The following is a 17,577-nucleotide window of genomic DNA, read 5'->3' on the forward strand; positions in this document are numbered from 1 at the left end:
CCATTGAAACGGATAGCTATCCGATTACGGGTGGCGGGTCGGCGGAGGGCAGAGCCATGGAGCAGCGGGCGGTAGTGACGGCGGGGACCGGGGGGATCGGTCTGGAGACCGCGATGGGGCTGGCGGCGCGCGGGTTCGCCGTCACCGTGGTGGGCCGGGACGCGGAGCGCGGCGCCCGCGCGGTCGAGCGGATCGCCGCGGCCGCTACCGGCGGCGAGCCGCACTTCACGGCGGCCGACCTCGCGTCCCTCACCGACGTCCGCGCGCTCGCCGCCCGACTCGTGGCCGAGGGCCCGCTGAAGGTCCTGGTCAACAACGTGGGCGCGATGTTCGCCGACCGGCAGCGGACCGTCGACGGGATCGAGGCGACGTTCGCCGTCAACCACCTCTCGCCGTATCTGCTGACCGAACTGCTCCTCGATCAGCTCAAAGCGGGCGGGCCGAGCCGGATCGTGAACGTCAGCTCCGGTGCGATACGCGTCGCCAAGCGCACCTTCGACGCCGTCGAACCGCCGGGCGGCTACTACGGCTTCCACTGGTACGGCCGGGCCAAGCTCGCCAACCTCGCCTACACCCTGGACCTGGCGGAACGCCTGCGCGGCAGCGGTGTCACGGTCTTCGCGGCCGACCCCGGCGGCGCCGCGACCGACATGACCAATGGCACCATGCGCTCACCGAAGATCGTCTCCCCGGCGCTGCGTCTGCTGTGGCCGCTGGTCCGGCGGGCCTTCGAACGCGCCACCGCCGGACCCGCGGCCCTGGCCGCCCGGTCGCCCATCGTCGCCGCGACCGACGCCTCACTCGATGGCCGGACCGGCCTGCTCATCGGGCCCCAGGCCACCCCCGTCCCCGCCTACCGCGGAAGCACCGACCCCCGGACGGTCAGCGAGGTGCTCAAGCTCAGCCGGCAGCTGGCACCCGTTGGCGACGATCGCTGATCGTGCCCTGAACCGTTCCGGGTCGGCACTCTTTACTCGCTGTAGAGGCCACATTGAACGGTCCGTGAGAGTCGCCGCCCTAGCCTGGGAGCTTTGTATGACAAACGCTCAGTTCAGCGGGGGAGGCGTCGCATGGGCAGCGGCGGCGGGCATGGCAGCGGGCACGGCGGTGGCAAGGTCCTGGACATCAAGGTGGCGGACATCAAGTCCGTCGCGCCGACGTTCCACCACCAGGCGGTGAAGCTGAGTGAGGCGCTGACCACGCTGATCTCGACGCTGGACGGCTATGGCGAGCCATGGGGGGACGACAAGCCCGGTAAGGACTTCGGCAAGCAGTACAAGCCGGCCCAGAAGCACATCGAGTCGGCGGCCGGCATTCTCGTCCTCGGCCTGACCAGCATCTACGAGGCGATGAACGACATGGCCGACGGGCATGTCGACAACGACAAGCTCATCGAGGGCATGTTCACCAAGGCCAAGCACGGCTCCGGCCACGGTCCGGGCGCGGACGGCCATCGGTGAGCATCGGGAGCGAGATCGAGGAGAAGGCCAAGGCCCTCCTCATGAAGCTGGGCATGTGGTGGCCGGACGCCAATTCCGGCACGCTGCGCCACGCCGCCGACGCCTGGCGGACGTTCGCCGACAGCGTGGACGATGTCCGGGTCGCGACCAACAAGGCGGCCACGACGCTCGTCCACCACAACAAGGGCGAGGCGATCGACGCCTTCGAGATCTTCTGGGGGCGTTACGCCAAGGGCGAGGACGAGGGCTGGCTGAGCAATCTCGCCAAGTCGGCCCGGAACATGGCCAAGGCGCTGGACAAGTTCGCCGACACCGTCGATGACGCGATCGAGAAGCTGTGGACGCAGATCAGCATCGATGCCGTCGCACTCGTCGGCGGTGGGCTGCTGACCATCGTCACCGGGGGTGCCTCCGACGGGGTAGCGGCGGAGATCATCGCCATGGCCGCTGGTCTGGGCGTCGCCGTGGAGGAAGCGGTCGCTGTCATCGCCGCGGAGATGCTGACGGGCGCGGTCTTCACCAGCGTGCTGTCCGTGACGATCGACGCGGCCGTGGCCCAGCCGGTGAAGATCGCCCTGGGGCAGCAGAAGGGCTTCAGCCTGGACGAGGTCAACCAGGCCGCCAAGGACGGCATGATCGACGGCGGGATCTTCGGCGCGGGGCTCGGGGTGCTCAAGCCCGGTGTGATGCCGAAGCTCACCGGCGTCCCGGACCTGCTCAAGCCCCCGAAGGTGCCCTCGCTGCGCCCGAACCTCGTCGAGGAGGGCCCGGCCGCCCGCCCGACCAAGAAGTGCCCGTGTACGGGCGAGCCGATCGACATCGCGACCGGCGCGATGCTGATGGAGCACACCGATCTGACGCTGCCCGGTTCGCTGCCGCTGGTCTTCGAGCGCACCCATGTGTCCTCGTACCGGGGCGGGGTGTGGTTCGGCCCGACCTGGACCAGTCTGCTGGACGAGCGGATCCAACTGGACGCGGAGGGCGTGGTCTTCGCCGCCGCGGACGGGATGCGGCTGGTGTATCCGGTGCCGGAGCCGGGCGTGCCGACGCTGCCCGCGAAGGGCGCGCGGTGGCCGCTGGAGTGGGACGGCAAACCGGACGGCGTCATGACCGTCACCGATCCGGAGGCGGGTGTGGTGCGGACGTTCGTCCGTCCCACCGCCACGGAAGAGCCGGGCGCGGTCTACCTGGCCCTGGAAAGCCTCCAGGACCGCAACGGCGCGCGCATCGACATCGAACGCGCCCTGAGCGGCGCCCCGCTGGCCGTCCGCCACTCCGGGGGCTACTACCTGGCTGTGGACACCGAGGGCCAGCGGGTCACCGCGCTCCGGCTCCTGGACGAACCGCCGTCGGTCTACACCCCCGAGCGGAGCCGCGAGGGCGGCACGGTGGTGATGCGCTACGGCTACGACGAAGCGGGCAACCTCACCGAGGTCATCAACTCCAGTGGTACGCCCCTGCGGTTCACCTACGACGGCGAGGGGCGGGTGACGTCCTGGACCGACCGAAACGGCACCTCGTTCCGGTATGTGTACCGGCCGGACGGGAAGGTGGTGCGCACCGAGGGCAGCGACGGCGTCTTCAACGGCGGCCTGGAGTACGACGACGAGGCGCGCACGACCGTCTACACGGACTCGCTCGGCCACCGCACGACGTATCGCTACAACGCCGACGGCCAGCTGATCGAGGAGACCGATCCGCTGGGCCACACCACGCTGACGGAGTGGGACGCGCGCGGCGACCGTAAGGTCGCGGTGACGGATCCCCTGGGCCGTACCACCCGCTACGTGTACGACGAGGACGGCAACCTGACCGGCGTCACCCTGCCGGACGGGGCGCGGGCGGAGGCCACGTACAACGCGTTGTACCTGCCGGTGGAGGTCACCGAGCCGGGCGGCGGAACGTGGCGCCACACGTACGACGACACGGGGAACCTCCTCTCGACGACTGACCCCGTAGGGGCCACCACGGCCTACGGCTACACCGAGCGGGGCCACCTGGCCGAGGTGACGGACGCGCTGGGCAACACCACGCGCCTGACCCCGGACCGGGCCGGGCTCCCCATCGCCGTAACGGACCCGCTGGGCCACACCACGAGCCTCCGCCGGGACCCCTTCGGCCGGGTGGTGGAGGCGACGGATCCGCTGGGCCATACGACCCGCATGGGCTGGACGACCGAGGGCAAACCGGCATGGCGGGAGGAGCCGGACGGCGCCCGGGAGAGCTGGACCTGGGACGGCGAGGGCAACCTCCTCACCCACACGGACCCGGCGGGCCACACCACCCACCAGACGTCCACCCACTTCGACGTCCCCGCGACCCGCACGGAGCCGGACGGCGCGGCGTACGCCTTCGCCTACGACACCGAACTGCGCCTGACCGAGGTCACCAACCCTCAGGGCCTGACCTGGACCTACACCTACGACCCGGCGGGCCGGCTCACTTCCGAGACCGACTTCAACGGCCGCACCATCGGCTACACCCACGACCCGGCGGGCGACCTGCTGTCCCGCACCAACGGCGCGGGCGAAACCGTGCACTTCACCCGGGACGCGCTGGGCCGAACGACGGAACAACGCGACGAGACGGGCGCACGGACGACCTACGCCTACGACGCGCAGGGTGCCCTGACCCAAGCGAGCAACGCGGACTCGGTGGTGTCTCTCGAACGGGACGCGGTCGGCCGCGTCCTGTCAGAAACGGTCAACGGCCGGACGACGACGTACGCGTATGACGCCGTGGGCCGCCGCACCGAGCGAACGATGCCCTCGGGCCTGACGAGCGCTTGGACCTACGACGAGGCAGGCCGCCCGGCCGCACTGCGTACGGGCACGGCCGGCACTCTGACGTTCACGTACGACGCGGCGGGCCGCGAGACGGAACGCCGCGTGGGCGAGGCGGTGAGACTGACCCAGACCTGGGACACGGCAGACCGCCTCACGACACAAACGATCGGCGAGGGCCGCGACAGCGACGCGAACCGGATCCTCCAACACCGCTCCTACGCCTACCGCCCGGACGGCTACCTGACCGAGATCCGCGAGCTGACGTCCGGCACCCGCCGCTTCGACCTGGACCCGGTCGGCCGCGTGACGGCGGTCCACGCCCACGGCTGGACCGAGACCTACGCCTACGACGCGGCGGGCAACCTGACGCACGCCACGGCCCCCGACCACGCATCACCCGGCGACCGCGAGTTCACCGGCACGATCATCCACCGCGCGGGCCGCACCACCTACGAACACGACGCCCAGGGCCGCCTCACCCGCCGCACCCGCAAACTCCTCAACGGCCAGACCCGCACCTGGACCTACACCTGGAACCCCGAAGACCGCCTGACGGACGCGACAACCCCCGACGGCGACCACTGGCGCTACGCGTACGACCCCCTCGGCCGCCGCATATCGAAACAGCGCCTGGCGGATGACGGCACGATCGCCGAATCGATCGACTTCACCTGGGAAGACACCCGCCTTGCGGAGCAATCCACACCAGAGGGCAACCACACCACCTGGGACTACGCCCCAGACACCCACCGCCCCCTGACCCAAACCGACCACACGTCACTGGTGCGCGAGCCCGGCGAATCCCTCATAGAGAAATTCACCGGCGCCGATGACGACACCACACCGCGCTTCCACGCCATCATCACGGACCTGGTCGGCACCCCAACGGAGCTGGTCACCGCAGCCGGTGACCTGGCCTGGCAACACCGCACCACCCTCTGGGGCACCCACTTCCCCTCCGGGGCGAGCACCTCAACGGTCGACTGCCCCCTCCGCTTCCCCGGCCAATACGCCGACCCCGAAACGGGCCTGTACTACAACTACTTCCGCCACTACGACCCCGAAACGGCGCGCTACGTCACCCCCGACCCGCTGGGCCTCGATCCCGCCCCCAACCACCACGTATATGTAGTCAATCCGATGGCGTGGCTCGACCCTCGAGGGCTGTCGTGCACAAAGCGTCCTGACCTCAGTGTGAACGAGAAGCAGTTCGGTAAGAAGTGGGGTAAGCATGCACAGGACTACAGCCTAGATCCCGCTGACGGAAGCTCCAGGACATGGTTCCGCGACCGAATGAGCGCCATCCATACTGCCCCGGACGAGGTCCGGCAAGGTCCATGGAACCCTCAGAGCGGGGGAGGCGAGGACTACCTCTTCTATCGGAAGGGGAAGGATCTTCTGGTCACTAAAGCCGATGGGGAATTCGTTACAATGTTCCCGCAAGATAAGCCGAACGGATGGTTCGCGAACGCGGATGTGATTCACGGGGAAGGAGGGTGATGGCCTATGCGACTTGACTCCCTTACTGATTACACGGTCGTGGCGGTCAAGGGTATCTATTACCTCCCTGAAGAGAGCGATCCGGTGGTGTCCCCGGAGGCTATTGAGCTGATTTTCAAGGAATCCGGTTCGCTGGACCTGACCTCGGGGACAGACTGGACTCTGCGTATCGAAAAAGGTGATTGGCCAAAGCTCCCCAAATGGTGTTATCCACCCGATGAATGGGCCTATCGTGATATTCCTGCCCTTTCCTCAGAAGTCCTCGGTAAAATTCATGCTGTGGATAAACAGGTCAATGGGTATGGGGATCTGGTCCAAGTCGAGCTCCAATTTGAGGGAGGATCCCGCATTGTTGCCGCGTCCGGTGAATCGCTCACGGTGACGTTCACCTCTGCGGACAAGGACTGAAGTCAACGGCGGGGCCGACAGGATGGTGGGCATGGACCTGAACCTCCGAGGCCAATCAGTCACCCGTGTCTGCTTCGACGCGGCTTTCACGCTCCTCACCAGCGAGGATTACGAGGTGCGTGTGGAGACAAGTGCTAGCATCCAGGTGCCCGGAGGGGATCTTGTGCTGTTTGATCCGGAATCCCCAGGTGCTACTGCTGCCCAATTGGTGAGTCTCGTGCACGATGCGGTTTCCTCGGCTGAGGTGGGAAGCGCTGGGGATCTGCTTATCTCGTTCGAGAGTGGTGCGGAATTGGTTGTGGCTCCGGATTCCGATTACGAGGCTTGGGGGCTTGTGGGGCCGAACGGGAGTCGAGTGGTATGCATGCCGGGCGGCGAGATCGCGCGATGGAGTGAACAGTAGCCCTTGGGGAGGGTGCGTGAGCGGTGTCGCGCTTCTGGCGAGCGTGATTGCGACCGGGCGACTTCATGGGGTGGGCGTCGGATCATCCGTCCAAGAGGTCGATCAGATGGTGAAGGCCGACTTCATTGACGTGGTCGACGAAGAGTATGGAACGCTCCGCAGGGACTACGGATTCGTGGAGATCTACTTCTCCGGCGGCCCGGGGGAGTGGGTCATGACCAGCGGGATGATCGAGCTGCACCGGCTGGCTGCCGATGAGGAGGGCATGGCGGCGGAGTGGCGTCGGGATATGGGCGTGGAGTTCCCGGAGTACTGTTCCTGGAGCGAGCTGAGGGAGGAGTTGTCACGAACCTCTGACGCGCCTGAACTCGATCTTCGCTCTCAAGGCGGTTATCTCGAATACCGAGCAGTGCAGACCAAGGTCTCCGTGCTGGTGGTGGATAGCGAGGAGGGGCGTGACGGCTGCCCGGGGCATGGGGACGTCTGGAGCCTGAGCCTGGGCTGATGGCTTCGGAGGGAGTGCGACATCAGCCCACCAAAGCCTTGCTGGGCGTGCTGATGTCGCACTCGACCACCGGCCGGTGGGTTATCCGGCTTCCTGCACGCCCGCGCGAGCCACCCCTGCCCTGCAAGCCGCGACGGTGGCGACCGCCGTCGCGGACAGGGCGGCGCTGACCCACGCCGCGTCCCGGTAGTCGCCCGTGGCCCCGGTCGTGACGCCCGCGATCAACGGGCCCAGGAAGGCGCCCGCGTTCAGCGCGACCGTGGCGAACGAGCCGCCCAGCGAAGGGGCCTGGGGCGCGACGTGCATGACGCGGGCGACGAGTGTTGAGCCGATGCCGAACGACAGGGTGCCCTGGACGATCGTCACGACGAAGAGCAGGGCCGTGTACGCACTGGTCGCGGCCAGCACCGCCCAGCCAACCGGCAGGACGCACAGCGCCAGGAGCAGACCCTTCCCGAGCCCGCCGTCGGCCTTACGGCCGGCCGTGGTGACCCCCACGAACGCGCCCACCCCGAACGTGGCGAGGAGGGCGGGGACGGCCGGGTCGGGGAGGTGGGCGATGTCCGTGGCGATGACGGCCAGGTAGGCGAAGGTCGCGAAGGTCGCCCCGTTCACCACCGCCGCGAGGGCCATCGCCAACCGCACCGGCCGCGACCGCAACGCACGCGCCTCCCGCCTGATCGAGACCTCCGCCCGGCCCGCCGCGTCGGCGGGCGCCTGGCGGAAGACCAGTGCCAGCGCGGGCAGGCACAGGGCGGCCACGGCCCAGAAGGCGGAACGCCAGCCGGACCAGTCCCCGAGCAGCGCCCCCGCGGGGACGCCCGCGACGCACGACAGGGTGACCCCGGACAGCAGGACCGCGGTGGCCCTGCCGCGCTGCTCCGCAGGGACGAGGGCCGTCGCCACGGACATCGCGACCGCCAGGAAACCGGCATTGACGATCGCGGCGATGACGCGGGTTCCGAAGAGTACGGCGAAGTCCGTCGTCATCGCGCCGATCACATGCACCACGACGAACGCCGCCAGAAACCCCGCCAGCGCCCCGCGCCGCGGCCAGCGCGCGCTCAACGCGGCCATCACCGGGGCGCCGACGATCATCCCGATCGCATACGCGGACGTCAGACTCGCCGCGGCTCCCATCGATACGGAGAGGTCGCGGGCGATCCCCGGTACGAGACCGGACAGCATGAACTCGGATGTCCCTTGCGCGAAGACGGCAAGCGCGAGGACATAAAGGAAGACAGGCAAGAGGTCGACTCCAGCGATGAATGAGCGAATGCGGGCAAGAGCGGCCGCGTGCTGGAGGTCGGACTACGTCACGAGCCCGAAGCGGAACCAGACACACGGAGTCGTGTCCGGTCGCTGGAAGCGAGATCGACCCAGAAGTCAGGTCAGTGGTTCAGCCAACTGCTCGCCGCCGAGCGACCGGCGGCTCCGTTCTGTCTGATTCAGGGCTCATCACGTCGGGCACCGTACCCACAACCCCCACCGGGATCAATCCGATTTCGGCGCGCCCCAGCCCCTCCGGTACGCGGCCCAGTCGCCCGGTGTCGCCGCGAAGTCCACATACAGCGCGACGCCGAACCGCTCGCGGCGGGCGTCCTCGCGGCTCAGCCCGAGGCGGGTGCCCCGGACGGCCGCCGCCACCGTCTCGGCCGATTCATGGTGGCCGATGTCGTCGGTGTGGAAGGCCGGGAGGCCCATCAGCAGGTCGGTGCCGCTTGGGGTCGCCTCGAGGGCCAGCCGCGTCTGCTGCGCCACATAGCCTCCGTACAGGCTCTCCATGGGCATCGCCGTGTCGTAGGACATCACCGCGATCTGGTCGACCCGGCGGGCGACCGCGCCGAAGTACGACTGCGACCACCATTTGGGGTGACCGGCGACGAAGCCCGCGACGGAGTGGAGGGAGGGGAGCGGGTCGATCTGGTGGGCGGCCACCGACAGCGGGGCGCGGTGGGCGCGGGTGACCGCGTGCACAGCGTCCAGCAGCGACAGGTAGTCCCGGTCGCCGGAGTGCAGGGGCTCCAGATCGAAGTGGACGCCCGCGAACCCCGCGTCCAGCACCTGGCGCGCCGAGCGCACGACGCGTTCGCGCGTCGCCCGTTCGCCGAGGTCCAATCCCGTCTTGCCCTCGGTCGACAGAACGTCGCCGAGCCACGCCTGAACGCGTACCCCGGGCAGCTCCCGGCGCACCGCGTCCACCAGCCACCGGGCCTTCGGATAGCGCGCCGCGGGCAGGCTGCCGTCATGTTCCAGCGGGCCCGCGTGGACGTACAGATCCCGGATGCCGGTGCCGCGCATCCGCTGGACCAGCTCGGCCAGCTGGGTCTCACCATTGCGCCCGTCCACCCAGGCATGCCCCAGCCATACCGCGTCCCGCTCACGGGTCCGCGTCCCGGGCGCGGGATCCCCCGCGTACTGCAGCCGCAGCGACACCCCGGCGGTGAGCATGGGCACCACCAGCAGCACGGCGGCACCCGCCGCCACCCGCTTGGGCCACTTCAGCCGCGGATGCGCCCAGCCCCGCACAAACGCCACGCGCCCCCGCCCGAGCACGGACGCCGCTCGGCGCAGCACGCGGACGGGGGCGCGGTCGGGGTTTTCCGAGGGCATCGGCGGTCAGCCTCCGTCGTAGGACACGACCGTGCCGTGCAGGGTGTCGGCGACGCGTGACCCGAGGTCGTAGTCGCAGAGGTTGACGGTCCAGTTGCCGGCCGTGACCAGGGTCGCGGGCACGCCCTTGTAGGCGATGGCCTCGCGCAGCACCGCGTTACGGTCGGCGTCCGAGGCGTGCAGGGCGAGGGTGGCGCAGTTGGGTGAGCCGGTGTCCTTGCCGGTGGTGCAGGTCAGGACGGTGTCCGAGCGCTGCTTCCGGTCGTCGCAGCCCACCTCCGCCGCGAGGTCGTCGGCGAGGGCGCCGACGGTCCGGTAGCGGGGGGTGCGGGGGATGTCCGGGAGCGGATAGTCGGGGATCTTGGCCTTCTTGGGCGGCAGTACGACGCCGCCGAGAGCGGCCGCGACGCGGTTCGCGAAGCGGGGCTCGGTGACCCATACGAACCAGTGACCCGCGGCGACCAACGTGTGGCTGGTCGGCGGCTCTCGGTGGGAGGCGATGGACTCGCCGATCTCGTCGCGGCTGAACTTCTTCGGGTTCAGTACCTGGATGTCGTTCTCGAACTTGACGCCGTCGATGACGGAGGCGCATCCGAGGCCGCTTCCTCCGGCACTGCCGCCCTGCGAGCGGCGGGTGATCTCGCATGGGATGTCCCCTGCTTCGAGGGCTTCCACGACCGCGTCGGCGTCCGTGTACTCGGGCTTCGTGGGCACATTGCCCGGCATCGTGGCGCTCGGGCTGGGCGACGAGCCGGTGCCGCCCTGCGTGGTGTTGCCGCACGCGGCGAGGACGGCCATGGCCACCCCCGCCGCGAACACGCTGATCACTCGCTTCATGAACTCACTTCTTCAGGGGTCCTAGCCCGTCGCCGAGGGACGCGGTGTGAGGCCGGGGCTGGGCTCGGTCGGCTTCTTGTCGCCGCCCCCGCCGCCTCCATCGTCGTCGCTGCCACCCGAGGACGGCGGGGTGGGGGACTTCCCGGGCTCCGGCGACGGAGTACCGGGTTCCGGCTCGCCGGTCCCGGTGCCGGGTGTGTCGCCGCCGTAGACCGGGTCGATGGTGAACGAGTGCCCCTTGGGGGTGGCGCCCTCCAACTGCGCGAGGGCCTTCTGGCGCTCCTCGTCACTCAGGGCCTCCCACGCCTTGGCGTCCTCGAGACGCGGCTGGAGCTTGTCCCAGTTCTCGCCGCGGGTCTTGATGTCGCCCCCTCGGTGGTCCGAGTCGTCCCCGTACTGCTCGTTCTTCTCGCGGACGTCGGGAGTGTCGGCGGCGTAGAGCACGAACAGCTGCTTGTCCGTGTCCGAGCCGTACGGATTCTTCCGCAACTCCTGGAGGTAGTACGCGCTCAGGCGGATGTCCTCGTTGGGGTTCTCCTCGATGTATTTCGTGAGTTGGGCATCGCTGAGGTCTCCCAGATAGGTGCCGTCCGGCGTGGTGAACGCCTGTCGGTGTTGCCCGATCACATTACGGGCCGTCCCCAGCTTCATATGCGTGATACCGAGCGACTTGTCCGGCTTGATCGTCTGCTGGAGCGTCCAGTTGAACATCCTGCCGATGCTCGGCAGGAGACCACGGCCGTCCTTGTCGTAGTTCTGGTACCACTGCTGCTCCTGCCAGAGGATCGACAGCAGCAGCGTCTTGCTCATTCCGGTCTCCTTCGCGGCCCGTTCCACGGCGGCGAGCTGCGCGGGGGAGACGTTGATCGGATGCGGGCCGTCGGGCGCTCCCGTCAGGCGCAGTGCGATGGCCAGCGGGCTGTTCTTCTTCAGCGCCTCCTTGACCAGCTTCGGGTCGGAGATCTCGGTGAGGCCCCTGATGGTCCGCAGCGCCGCCGACGCCGTGGTGTCGGCCTTGGTCGCGCGGGACAGGGCGCCCTCGATGATGCCCTGGGCGTGCTGGACCGGCTCCGACTGGCTGTCGTCACCTTTTCCGGAGGCCACCGGCTTGGAGTGGGAGACGCGACCGCTGTCGTCGACGGTCAGCTCATGGTCCTTGGCGTAGCCGAGTGCGCTGTTCAGATCGCGCTGGGCGGCCTCGATCTCGTCGGCCAGGTCGTCGTAGACGCGGCACAGCTCGCGCAGCGCCAGATGCGCCGCCTCGTAGTCCTCGGCGTGCTTGACGAAGGTGCGGCGGGCGGCGAGCCCCGCGTCGGACACCCACTGCTTCTCGATCGTGCGGGCCACGTCGTCGCGGGCGAAGGTGCCGATCTCCTCGCAGTGCTTGGCGGCGCTGAGGGCATCGTTGGCGGCGTCGCGCCAGGCTTGCGGGCTCGCGGAGCGGAGATCGGGTACGGAGACCATCAGGCACCCTCCAGCCAGCGGGCGTCCTTGCGGAGTTCCGCCTCGATGGAGAGGTCGGTGTCCATGTAGTCGTCCATGGCATCCGTGATGGCGGCGGCCGCTTCCCTCGCCGACTTGCCGAGTTCGTGCAGGCGGTTGCGCCATGCCATGACGCACTCCTGGTTGGGCGTCGCGGCCGCCCAGCCCGAATGGGCCTTCCCGGCGGCCTCGGGGTCGTCCAGTTTGATCTTGTTCTGCCCCGTCGCGCTGGCGGTGTGGAAGGCGCCCGCGGTCTTCTTCGGGGACGGCGGATCGACGAAGAGGCTCGGCAGCCCCGGTAGATCGGGAAACAAGGACATCAGGCTTCCCCCCAAGTAGCCGTAATGTTCATGCACTTGGCACCGTACTCGGCGCCCCGCCAAAGGGCAGGGTGCCGCGCGTACGGGCGTGGTTTCAGTACAAGGCTGTGACGGCTTCGGGGGAAGTGGACCGCAGGGGGTGACCCTGTGGAGCGAGGGCTGACTCTGTGGAGTGGGCCTGACCCTGTGCAGTGGGCCTGGCCTCGTGGAGTGGGGTCAGCCCTGGGACGCCTTTGCCGCGGCGCAGTCGCCGCAGGTGCCGAAGATCTCGATCGTGTGGGCCACGTCCATGAAGCCGTGCTCGGCGGCGATCGCGTCGGCCCACTTCTCGACGGCGGGGCCCTCCACCTCGACCGCCTTGCCGCAGGCGCGGCAGACCAGGTGGTGGTGGTGCTCCTCGCTGTTGCACCGGCGGTAGACCGCCTCGCCCTCCGTGGTGCGGAGGACGTCGACCTCGCCGGCGTCGGCGAGGGACTGGAGGGTGCGGTAGACGGTGGTCAGGCCGACCGAGTCGCCCCGGTGCTTGAGCATGTCGTGGAGCTCCTGCGCACTGCGGAACTCGTCCACCTCGTCCAGTGCCGCCGCCACCGCGGCGCGCTGCCTGGTGGACCGGCCGCGTACTGGGGGACCGGCGGTCGCCACAGCTGCCTCCTCAACCTCGCATGCTCCGTCGCTCTCGGGGCCCGTTCCGCGCCCACCGCGCTTTCTGCCCGGCCATTGTGCCAGTTATCGCTCGGGTAGCGGACGAGAGTGACGGGATGGGCGACGGAGCCGGGCATTGGCCGGGAAGTGGACCACGAGCGTGTACTTCGAGCGGTGGACTATACGAGTACATCGTCCCTCAGGACGCATCGTTCCTCGGCCGCTGCCACCCGTTGGGCGCGTCTTTTCGCCAGGGGCGCGGCCAGGGCCGTGATCAGGGCGAAGACGCCGATGGCGAGGACGACGATGCTCGCGCCGGGCGGGACGTTCTTGTAGAACGAGAAGACGGTGCCGGACAGGGTCACCACGACGCCGATGGTGATCGCCAGCGCGAGCGTCATCGCGAAGCCCCGGGTGGCCTGCTGGGCGGCGGCGACCGGGACCACCATCAGTGCGCTGACCAGGAGCAGGCCCACGACGCGCATGGCGACGGTGACCGTGACGGCCGCGGTGACGGCCAGCAGCAGATTGAGCGTGCGCACCGGGAGGCCGGTCACCCGGGCGAACTCCTCGTCCTGGCAGATCGCGAACAGCTGGCGGCGCAGCCCCAGGGTGATCAGTACGACGAAGGCGGCGAGCAGGGAGATCGCGACGACGTCCTCGGGGGAGACCGTGGTGATCGAGCCGAAGAGATAAGTGGTGAGGTTGGCGTTGGAGCCGGTCGGCGAGAGGTTGATCAGCAGCACACCGCCCGCCATCCCGCCGTAGAAGAGCATCGCGAGCGCGAGATCGCCGCGGGTCTTGCCGTACCAGCGGATCAGCTCCATGAGGATCGCGCCGAGGGCGGAGACGACGGCGGCGGTCCACACCGGGTTGGTGCCGGTCAGGAAGCCGAGGGCGACGCCGGTGAGGGCGACATGGCCGATCCCGTCGCCCATGATCGCCTGGCGGCGCTGGACGAGGTAGATGCCGACGGCGGGCGCGGTGATGCCCACCAGGACGGCGGCGAGCAGGGCCCGCTGCATGAAGGCGTAGTCGAGGATCTCGAGCATCTCAGGTCAGCAACCCTGTCCGGATCGGTTCGGCGTCGGGCGCCGCATGGGGATGGACGTGATCGTGGCCGGGCAGCGCGTGCTGGCCCACGGCCTTGGGCGGCGGTCCGTCGTGGACGACACAGCCGTCGCGGAGCACCACCGCGCGGTCGATCAGCGGCTCCAGCGGGCCGAGCTCATGCAGGACGAGCAGGACCGTGGCGCCGCCGGCGACCTGCTCGCGGAGGGTGCCCGCGAGGATCTCCTGGCTGGCGAGGTCGACCCCGGCCATCGGCTCGTCCATGATCAGCAGCTCCGGTTCGCCCGCGAGGGCGCGGGCGATCAGTACGCGCTGGTGCTGACCGCCGGACAGGGCGCTCACCGGGTCCCGGGCGCGGTCGGCCATGCCGACGAGCTCCAGGGCCCGCTGGACGGCCGCCCGGTCGGCCTTGCGCGGCGGCCCGAACCGGCGGCGGGCCAGCCGCCCCGCCGAGACGACCTCGCGCACGGTCGCGGGGACGCCGCTGGCGGCGGTGGTCCGCTGCGGTACGTAACCGATCCGGGCCCAGTCGCGGAAGCGGCGGCGGGGGACGCCGAAGAGGGCCAGCTCACCGCCGCTGAGCGGCACCTGGCCGACGACGGACCGTACGGCGGTGGACTTGCCCGAGCCGTTGGCGCCGAGCAGCGCCACGACCTCACCGCGGCGGACGGTCAGATCGATACCGCGCAGCACGGGGCGGCCACCGAGGGTGGCCGTCGCGCCGCGCAGGGATATGGGGTCCGCGGCCGGGTCCCCGGCCACCGCGGATTCCCCGGCCACCCCGGACTCCTCTCGGGCCAGCCCGGATTCCCCGGCCACCCCGGACTCCTCCCGGGCCACTCCGGATTCCCCGGCCACCCCGGACTCCTCCCGGGCCACTCCGGATTCCCCGGCCACCCCGGATTCCCGGGTCTCCTCGGCTTCCATGGCTTCCTCCGTCACTTGGCGCCCAGCGCCTTCCGCAGCGCCTTCAGATTGGCTCGCATGACCTGGATGTAGTCATCGCCCCTGGACTTGGAGCCGATGCCCTCGATCGGGTCCAGCACATCGGTCCGCAGATGGAGATCGCCCGCCAGCGTCTTGGCGGTGCGGTCGCTCACCAGGGTTTCGAAGAAGACGGTGTTGACCTTGTCCTTCTTGGCGATGGTGTGCAGTCCCTTGACCCGGGCCGGGCTGGGCTCGGACTCGGGGTCGAGCCCGGAGATCGCCTCCTGCCGCAGGCCGTAGCGCTCGGCGAGATAGCCGAAGGCGGCATGGGTCGTGATGAAGGTGTCCGAAGAACGGCCCTTCAAACCGCTCCGGAAGTCCTGATCGAGCGTGCTCAGCTCCTTGACCAGGGCGGTGGTGTTCCTCTTGTACGTCGCGGCGTGATCGGGGTCGGCCTTCTCGAGCGCCTTGCCGACGCCCTTGGCCACCTGGGTGTAGCGCACCGGATCCAGCCAGATATGGGGGTCGGCGGCCGCGTCGCCGGAGTGGTCGTGCCCCTCGTGCGCCTCCTCGCCCTCGTGTCCCGCCGCGCCCTCGCCGCCGTGCCCGTGGTCGCCCTCGACCTCCGTGCCGTGGTCCTCCAGCGAGGTGTACGAGGCCGCGTCCGCCACCTGCCTCGGCTCGGCCTGGGAGATGGCCCGGTCGACGGAGGGCTGGAGCCCCTTGAGGTAGACGACCAGACCGGCCTTGCTGAGATCGGCGGTCTGCCGGGGGCTGATCTCCAGGTCGTGCGGTTCGACGCCCGGCTTGGTCAGGGAGGAGACATGGACGGCGGTCCCACCGATCCGCTGGGCGAGGAACTGCATGGGATAGAACGACGCCACCACATCCAGCTTGCCGTCCGTCCTTCCGTCTTCAGCGTTGGTGGAGCAGGCTGTGAGGGTGGTCAGACCCAGTGCGGCGGCTCCCACGAGGGCGGCTGTGGGCCTGAGGCGGCGTATGTTCATGACTCTCATTTTCAACAAAAATGGAAACGATTGTCAACAACTGACCTCTTGTTGATCGCTTCGACTATCGATTTGATCCGGGGGGTGCCGCCGCCGGTAACCTGAAGCATTCGCTTCGTCGTCAATGTCGTCATCAATGAAGAGAGCACCGTGGCCGCCGACAAGATCGACACCATCGTCAGCCTCAGCAAGCGCCGTGGCTTCGTCTACCCGTGCAGCGAGATCTACGGCGGCCAGCGCGCCGCCTGGGACTACGGACCGCTCGGCGTGGAGCTGAAGGAGAACATCAAGCGGCAATGGTGGCGTTCCACGGTCACCTCGCGTGACGACGTCGTCGGACTCGACTCGTCCGTGATCCTGGCCCGTGAGGTGTGGGAGGCGTCCGGCCACGTCGCCACCTTCACGGACCCGCTGACCGAGTGCACCTCCTGTCACAAGCGGTTCCGCGCGGACCACCTGGAGGAGGCGTACGAGGCCAAGCACGGCCGGCTCCCCGAGAACGGCCTGGCCGACGTCAACTGCCCGCACTGCGGCAACAAGGGCAGCTTCACCGAGCCCAAGCAGTTCTCCGGGCTGCTCGCCACCCACCTCGGCCCGACCCAGGACTCCGGCTCGATCGCGTATCTGCGCCCCGAGACCGCCCAGGGCATCTTCACCAACTTCCTCGCCGTCCAGCAGACCTCGCGCCGGAAGCCGCCGTTCGGTATCGCGCAGCTCGGCAAGTCGTTCCGCAACGAGATCACGCCGGGGAACTTCATCTTCCGTACGCGTGAATTCGAGCAGATGGAGATGGAGTTCTTCGTCAAGCCGGGCGAGGACGAGAAGTGGCACGAGTACTGGATGGAGCAGCGCTGGAACTGGTACCGGGACCTCGGTATCCAGGAGGCGAACATCCGGTGGTACGACCACCCCAAGGAGAAGCTCTCCCACTACTCCAAGCGCACCGCTGACATCGAGTACCGCTTCCAGTTCGGCGGCTCGGAGTGGGGCGAGCTGGAGGGTGTGGCCAACCGCACCGACTACGACCTGAAGGCGCACTCCGCGGCGTCCGGCCAGGACCTGTCGTACTTCGACCAGGAGGCCGGCGAGCGCTGGACCCCCTACGTCATCGAGCCGGCGGCGGGCGTGGGCCGCGCGATGCTGGCCTTCATGCTCGACGCGTACGTCGAGGACGAGGCGCCCAACGCCAAGGGCAAGATGGAAAAGCGCACCGTGATGCGGCTCGACCCGCGGCTGGCGCCGGTCAAGGTCGCCGTGCTGCCGCTGTCCCGCAACCCGCAGCTCTCGCCCAAGGCCAAGGGGCTCGCCGCGGACCTGCGCAAGCACTGGAACATCGAGTTCGACGACGCGGGCGCGATCGGCCGCCGCTACCGCCGCCAGGACGAGATCGGCACGCCCTTCTGCGTCACCGTGGACTTCGACACCCTCGACGACAACGCCGTCACCGTGCGCGAGCGCGACACGATGAAGCAGGAGCGGGTCTCCCTCGACCAGATCCAGTCCTACCTCGGCGGCCGTCTGATCGGCTGCTGACCCGGTCCGGGCCACCGCGCCCGGACCACGGGTACCGGACACACACCTGACGACGGGCTCCGGCGCCACGGACACAGATCCGT

The 17,577-nt window shown here is 69.0% G+C and carries 16 protein-coding genes; 7 read left to right on the top strand and 9 right to left on the bottom strand.

Features of this window, described 5'->3' with window-relative positions; all coding sequences use genetic code 11:
* Positions 1-56: 56 nt before the first annotated feature.
* The 6 genes from ACFXB5_RS31585 to ACFXB5_RS31610 all read left to right on the top strand — a co-directional run bounded on the left by ACFXB5_RS31585 (position 57) and on the right by ACFXB5_RS31610 (position 7,062).
* On the top strand, positions 57-938 hold the full coding sequence (locus tag ACFXB5_RS31585; RefSeq protein WP_385214156.1) for an SDR family NAD(P)-dependent oxidoreductase: 882 nt from the start codon (positions 57-59) through the stop codon (positions 936-938).
* A 132-nt stretch (positions 939-1,070) separates the two neighbouring features.
* The gene (locus ACFXB5_RS31590) at positions 1,071-1,460 is read left to right on the top strand and encodes a hypothetical protein (RefSeq protein ID WP_385214159.1); all 390 of its coding nucleotides are present in this window, start codon (positions 1,071-1,073) and stop codon (positions 1,458-1,460) included.
* 41 nt (positions 1,461-1,501) lie between these two features.
* Entirely contained in the window at positions 1,502-5,746 is a 4,245-nt protein-coding gene (locus ACFXB5_RS31595) for a DUF6531 domain-containing protein (RefSeq protein ID WP_385214195.1), read from the top strand.
* 6 nt (positions 5,747-5,752) lie between these two features.
* Entirely contained in the window at positions 5,753-6,154 is a 402-nt protein-coding gene (locus ACFXB5_RS31600) for a hypothetical protein (protein WP_385214161.1), read from the top strand.
* 31 nt (positions 6,155-6,185) lie between these two features.
* Positions 6,186-6,557 carry a DUF6188 family protein gene (locus ACFXB5_RS31605; RefSeq protein WP_385214163.1) on the top strand — a complete coding sequence of 124 codons (372 nt, stop codon included), beginning with the start codon at positions 6,186-6,188 and terminating at the stop codon, positions 6,555-6,557.
* A gap of 16 nt (positions 6,558-6,573) precedes the next feature.
* The gene (locus ACFXB5_RS31610; protein ID WP_385214166.1) at positions 6,574-7,062 is read left to right on the top strand and encodes a hypothetical protein; all 489 of its coding nucleotides are present in this window, start codon (positions 6,574-6,576) and stop codon (positions 7,060-7,062) included.
* An 81-nt stretch (positions 7,063-7,143) separates the two neighbouring features.
* Here the strand turns inward: ACFXB5_RS31610 and ACFXB5_RS31615 are convergent, their stop codons facing one another.
* The 9 genes from ACFXB5_RS31615 to ACFXB5_RS31655 all read right to left on the bottom strand — a co-directional run bounded on the left by ACFXB5_RS31615 (position 7,144) and on the right by ACFXB5_RS31655 (position 15,961).
* Complete coding sequence (locus ACFXB5_RS31615) at positions 7,144-8,310, bottom strand: Cmx/CmrA family chloramphenicol efflux MFS transporter (protein ID WP_385214169.1); 1,167 nt, start codon at positions 8,308-8,310, stop codon at positions 7,144-7,146.
* A 246-nt stretch (positions 8,311-8,556) separates the two neighbouring features.
* A complete protein-coding gene (locus ACFXB5_RS31620; protein ID WP_385214171.1) occupies positions 8,557-9,675 on the bottom strand; it encodes a hypothetical protein in 1,119 nt (372 codons plus the stop codon).
* A 6-nt stretch (positions 9,676-9,681) separates the two neighbouring features.
* Entirely contained in the window at positions 9,682-10,512 is an 831-nt protein-coding gene (locus ACFXB5_RS31625; RefSeq protein WP_385214174.1) for a hypothetical protein, read from the bottom strand.
* Between the two features lie 21 nt (positions 10,513-10,533).
* Positions 10,534-11,976, bottom strand: a complete 1,443-nt coding sequence (locus ACFXB5_RS31630; RefSeq protein WP_385214178.1) for a hypothetical protein — start codon at positions 11,974-11,976, stop codon at positions 10,534-10,536.
* A complete protein-coding gene (locus tag ACFXB5_RS31635) occupies positions 11,976-12,314 on the bottom strand; it encodes a hypothetical protein (RefSeq protein ID WP_385214180.1) in 339 nt (112 codons plus the stop codon). The genes ACFXB5_RS31630 and ACFXB5_RS31635 overlap by 1 nt, the downstream gene beginning before the upstream one ends.
* Before the next feature lie 216 nt (positions 12,315-12,530).
* Positions 12,531-12,956 carry a Fur family transcriptional regulator gene (locus tag ACFXB5_RS31640; RefSeq protein ID WP_385214183.1) on the bottom strand — a complete coding sequence of 142 codons (426 nt, stop codon included), beginning with the start codon at positions 12,954-12,956 and terminating at the stop codon, positions 12,531-12,533.
* A gap of 179 nt (positions 12,957-13,135) precedes the next feature.
* Positions 13,136-14,008 (bottom strand): metal ABC transporter permease, encoded by an 873-nt coding sequence (locus ACFXB5_RS31645; protein WP_385214185.1) that lies wholly within the window; start codon positions 14,006-14,008, stop codon positions 13,136-13,138.
* A 1-nt stretch (position 14,009) separates the two neighbouring features.
* Positions 14,010-14,954: a metal ABC transporter ATP-binding protein gene (locus tag ACFXB5_RS31650; protein WP_385214188.1), complete on the bottom strand. Its 945-nt coding sequence runs from the start codon at positions 14,952-14,954 to the stop codon at positions 14,010-14,012.
* 11 nt (positions 14,955-14,965) lie between these two features.
* Positions 14,966-15,961 (bottom strand): metal ABC transporter substrate-binding protein, encoded by a 996-nt coding sequence (locus tag ACFXB5_RS31655; protein ID WP_385214190.1) that lies wholly within the window; start codon positions 15,959-15,961, stop codon positions 14,966-14,968.
* A gap of 150 nt (positions 15,962-16,111) precedes the next feature.
* Here ACFXB5_RS31655 and ACFXB5_RS31660 point away from each other — a divergent pair, with 150 nt between their 5' ends.
* Positions 16,112-17,494 (top strand): glycine--tRNA ligase, encoded by a 1,383-nt coding sequence (locus ACFXB5_RS31660; RefSeq protein ID WP_385214193.1) that lies wholly within the window; start codon positions 16,112-16,114, stop codon positions 17,492-17,494.
* Positions 17,495-17,577 lie beyond the last annotated feature (83 nt).

Origin of the sequence: Streptomyces sp. NPDC059455, from assembly GCF_042750115.1 — a bacterium.
Classification (GTDB): domain Bacteria; phylum Actinomycetota; class Actinomycetes; order Streptomycetales; family Streptomycetaceae; genus Streptomyces; species Streptomyces endocoffeicus.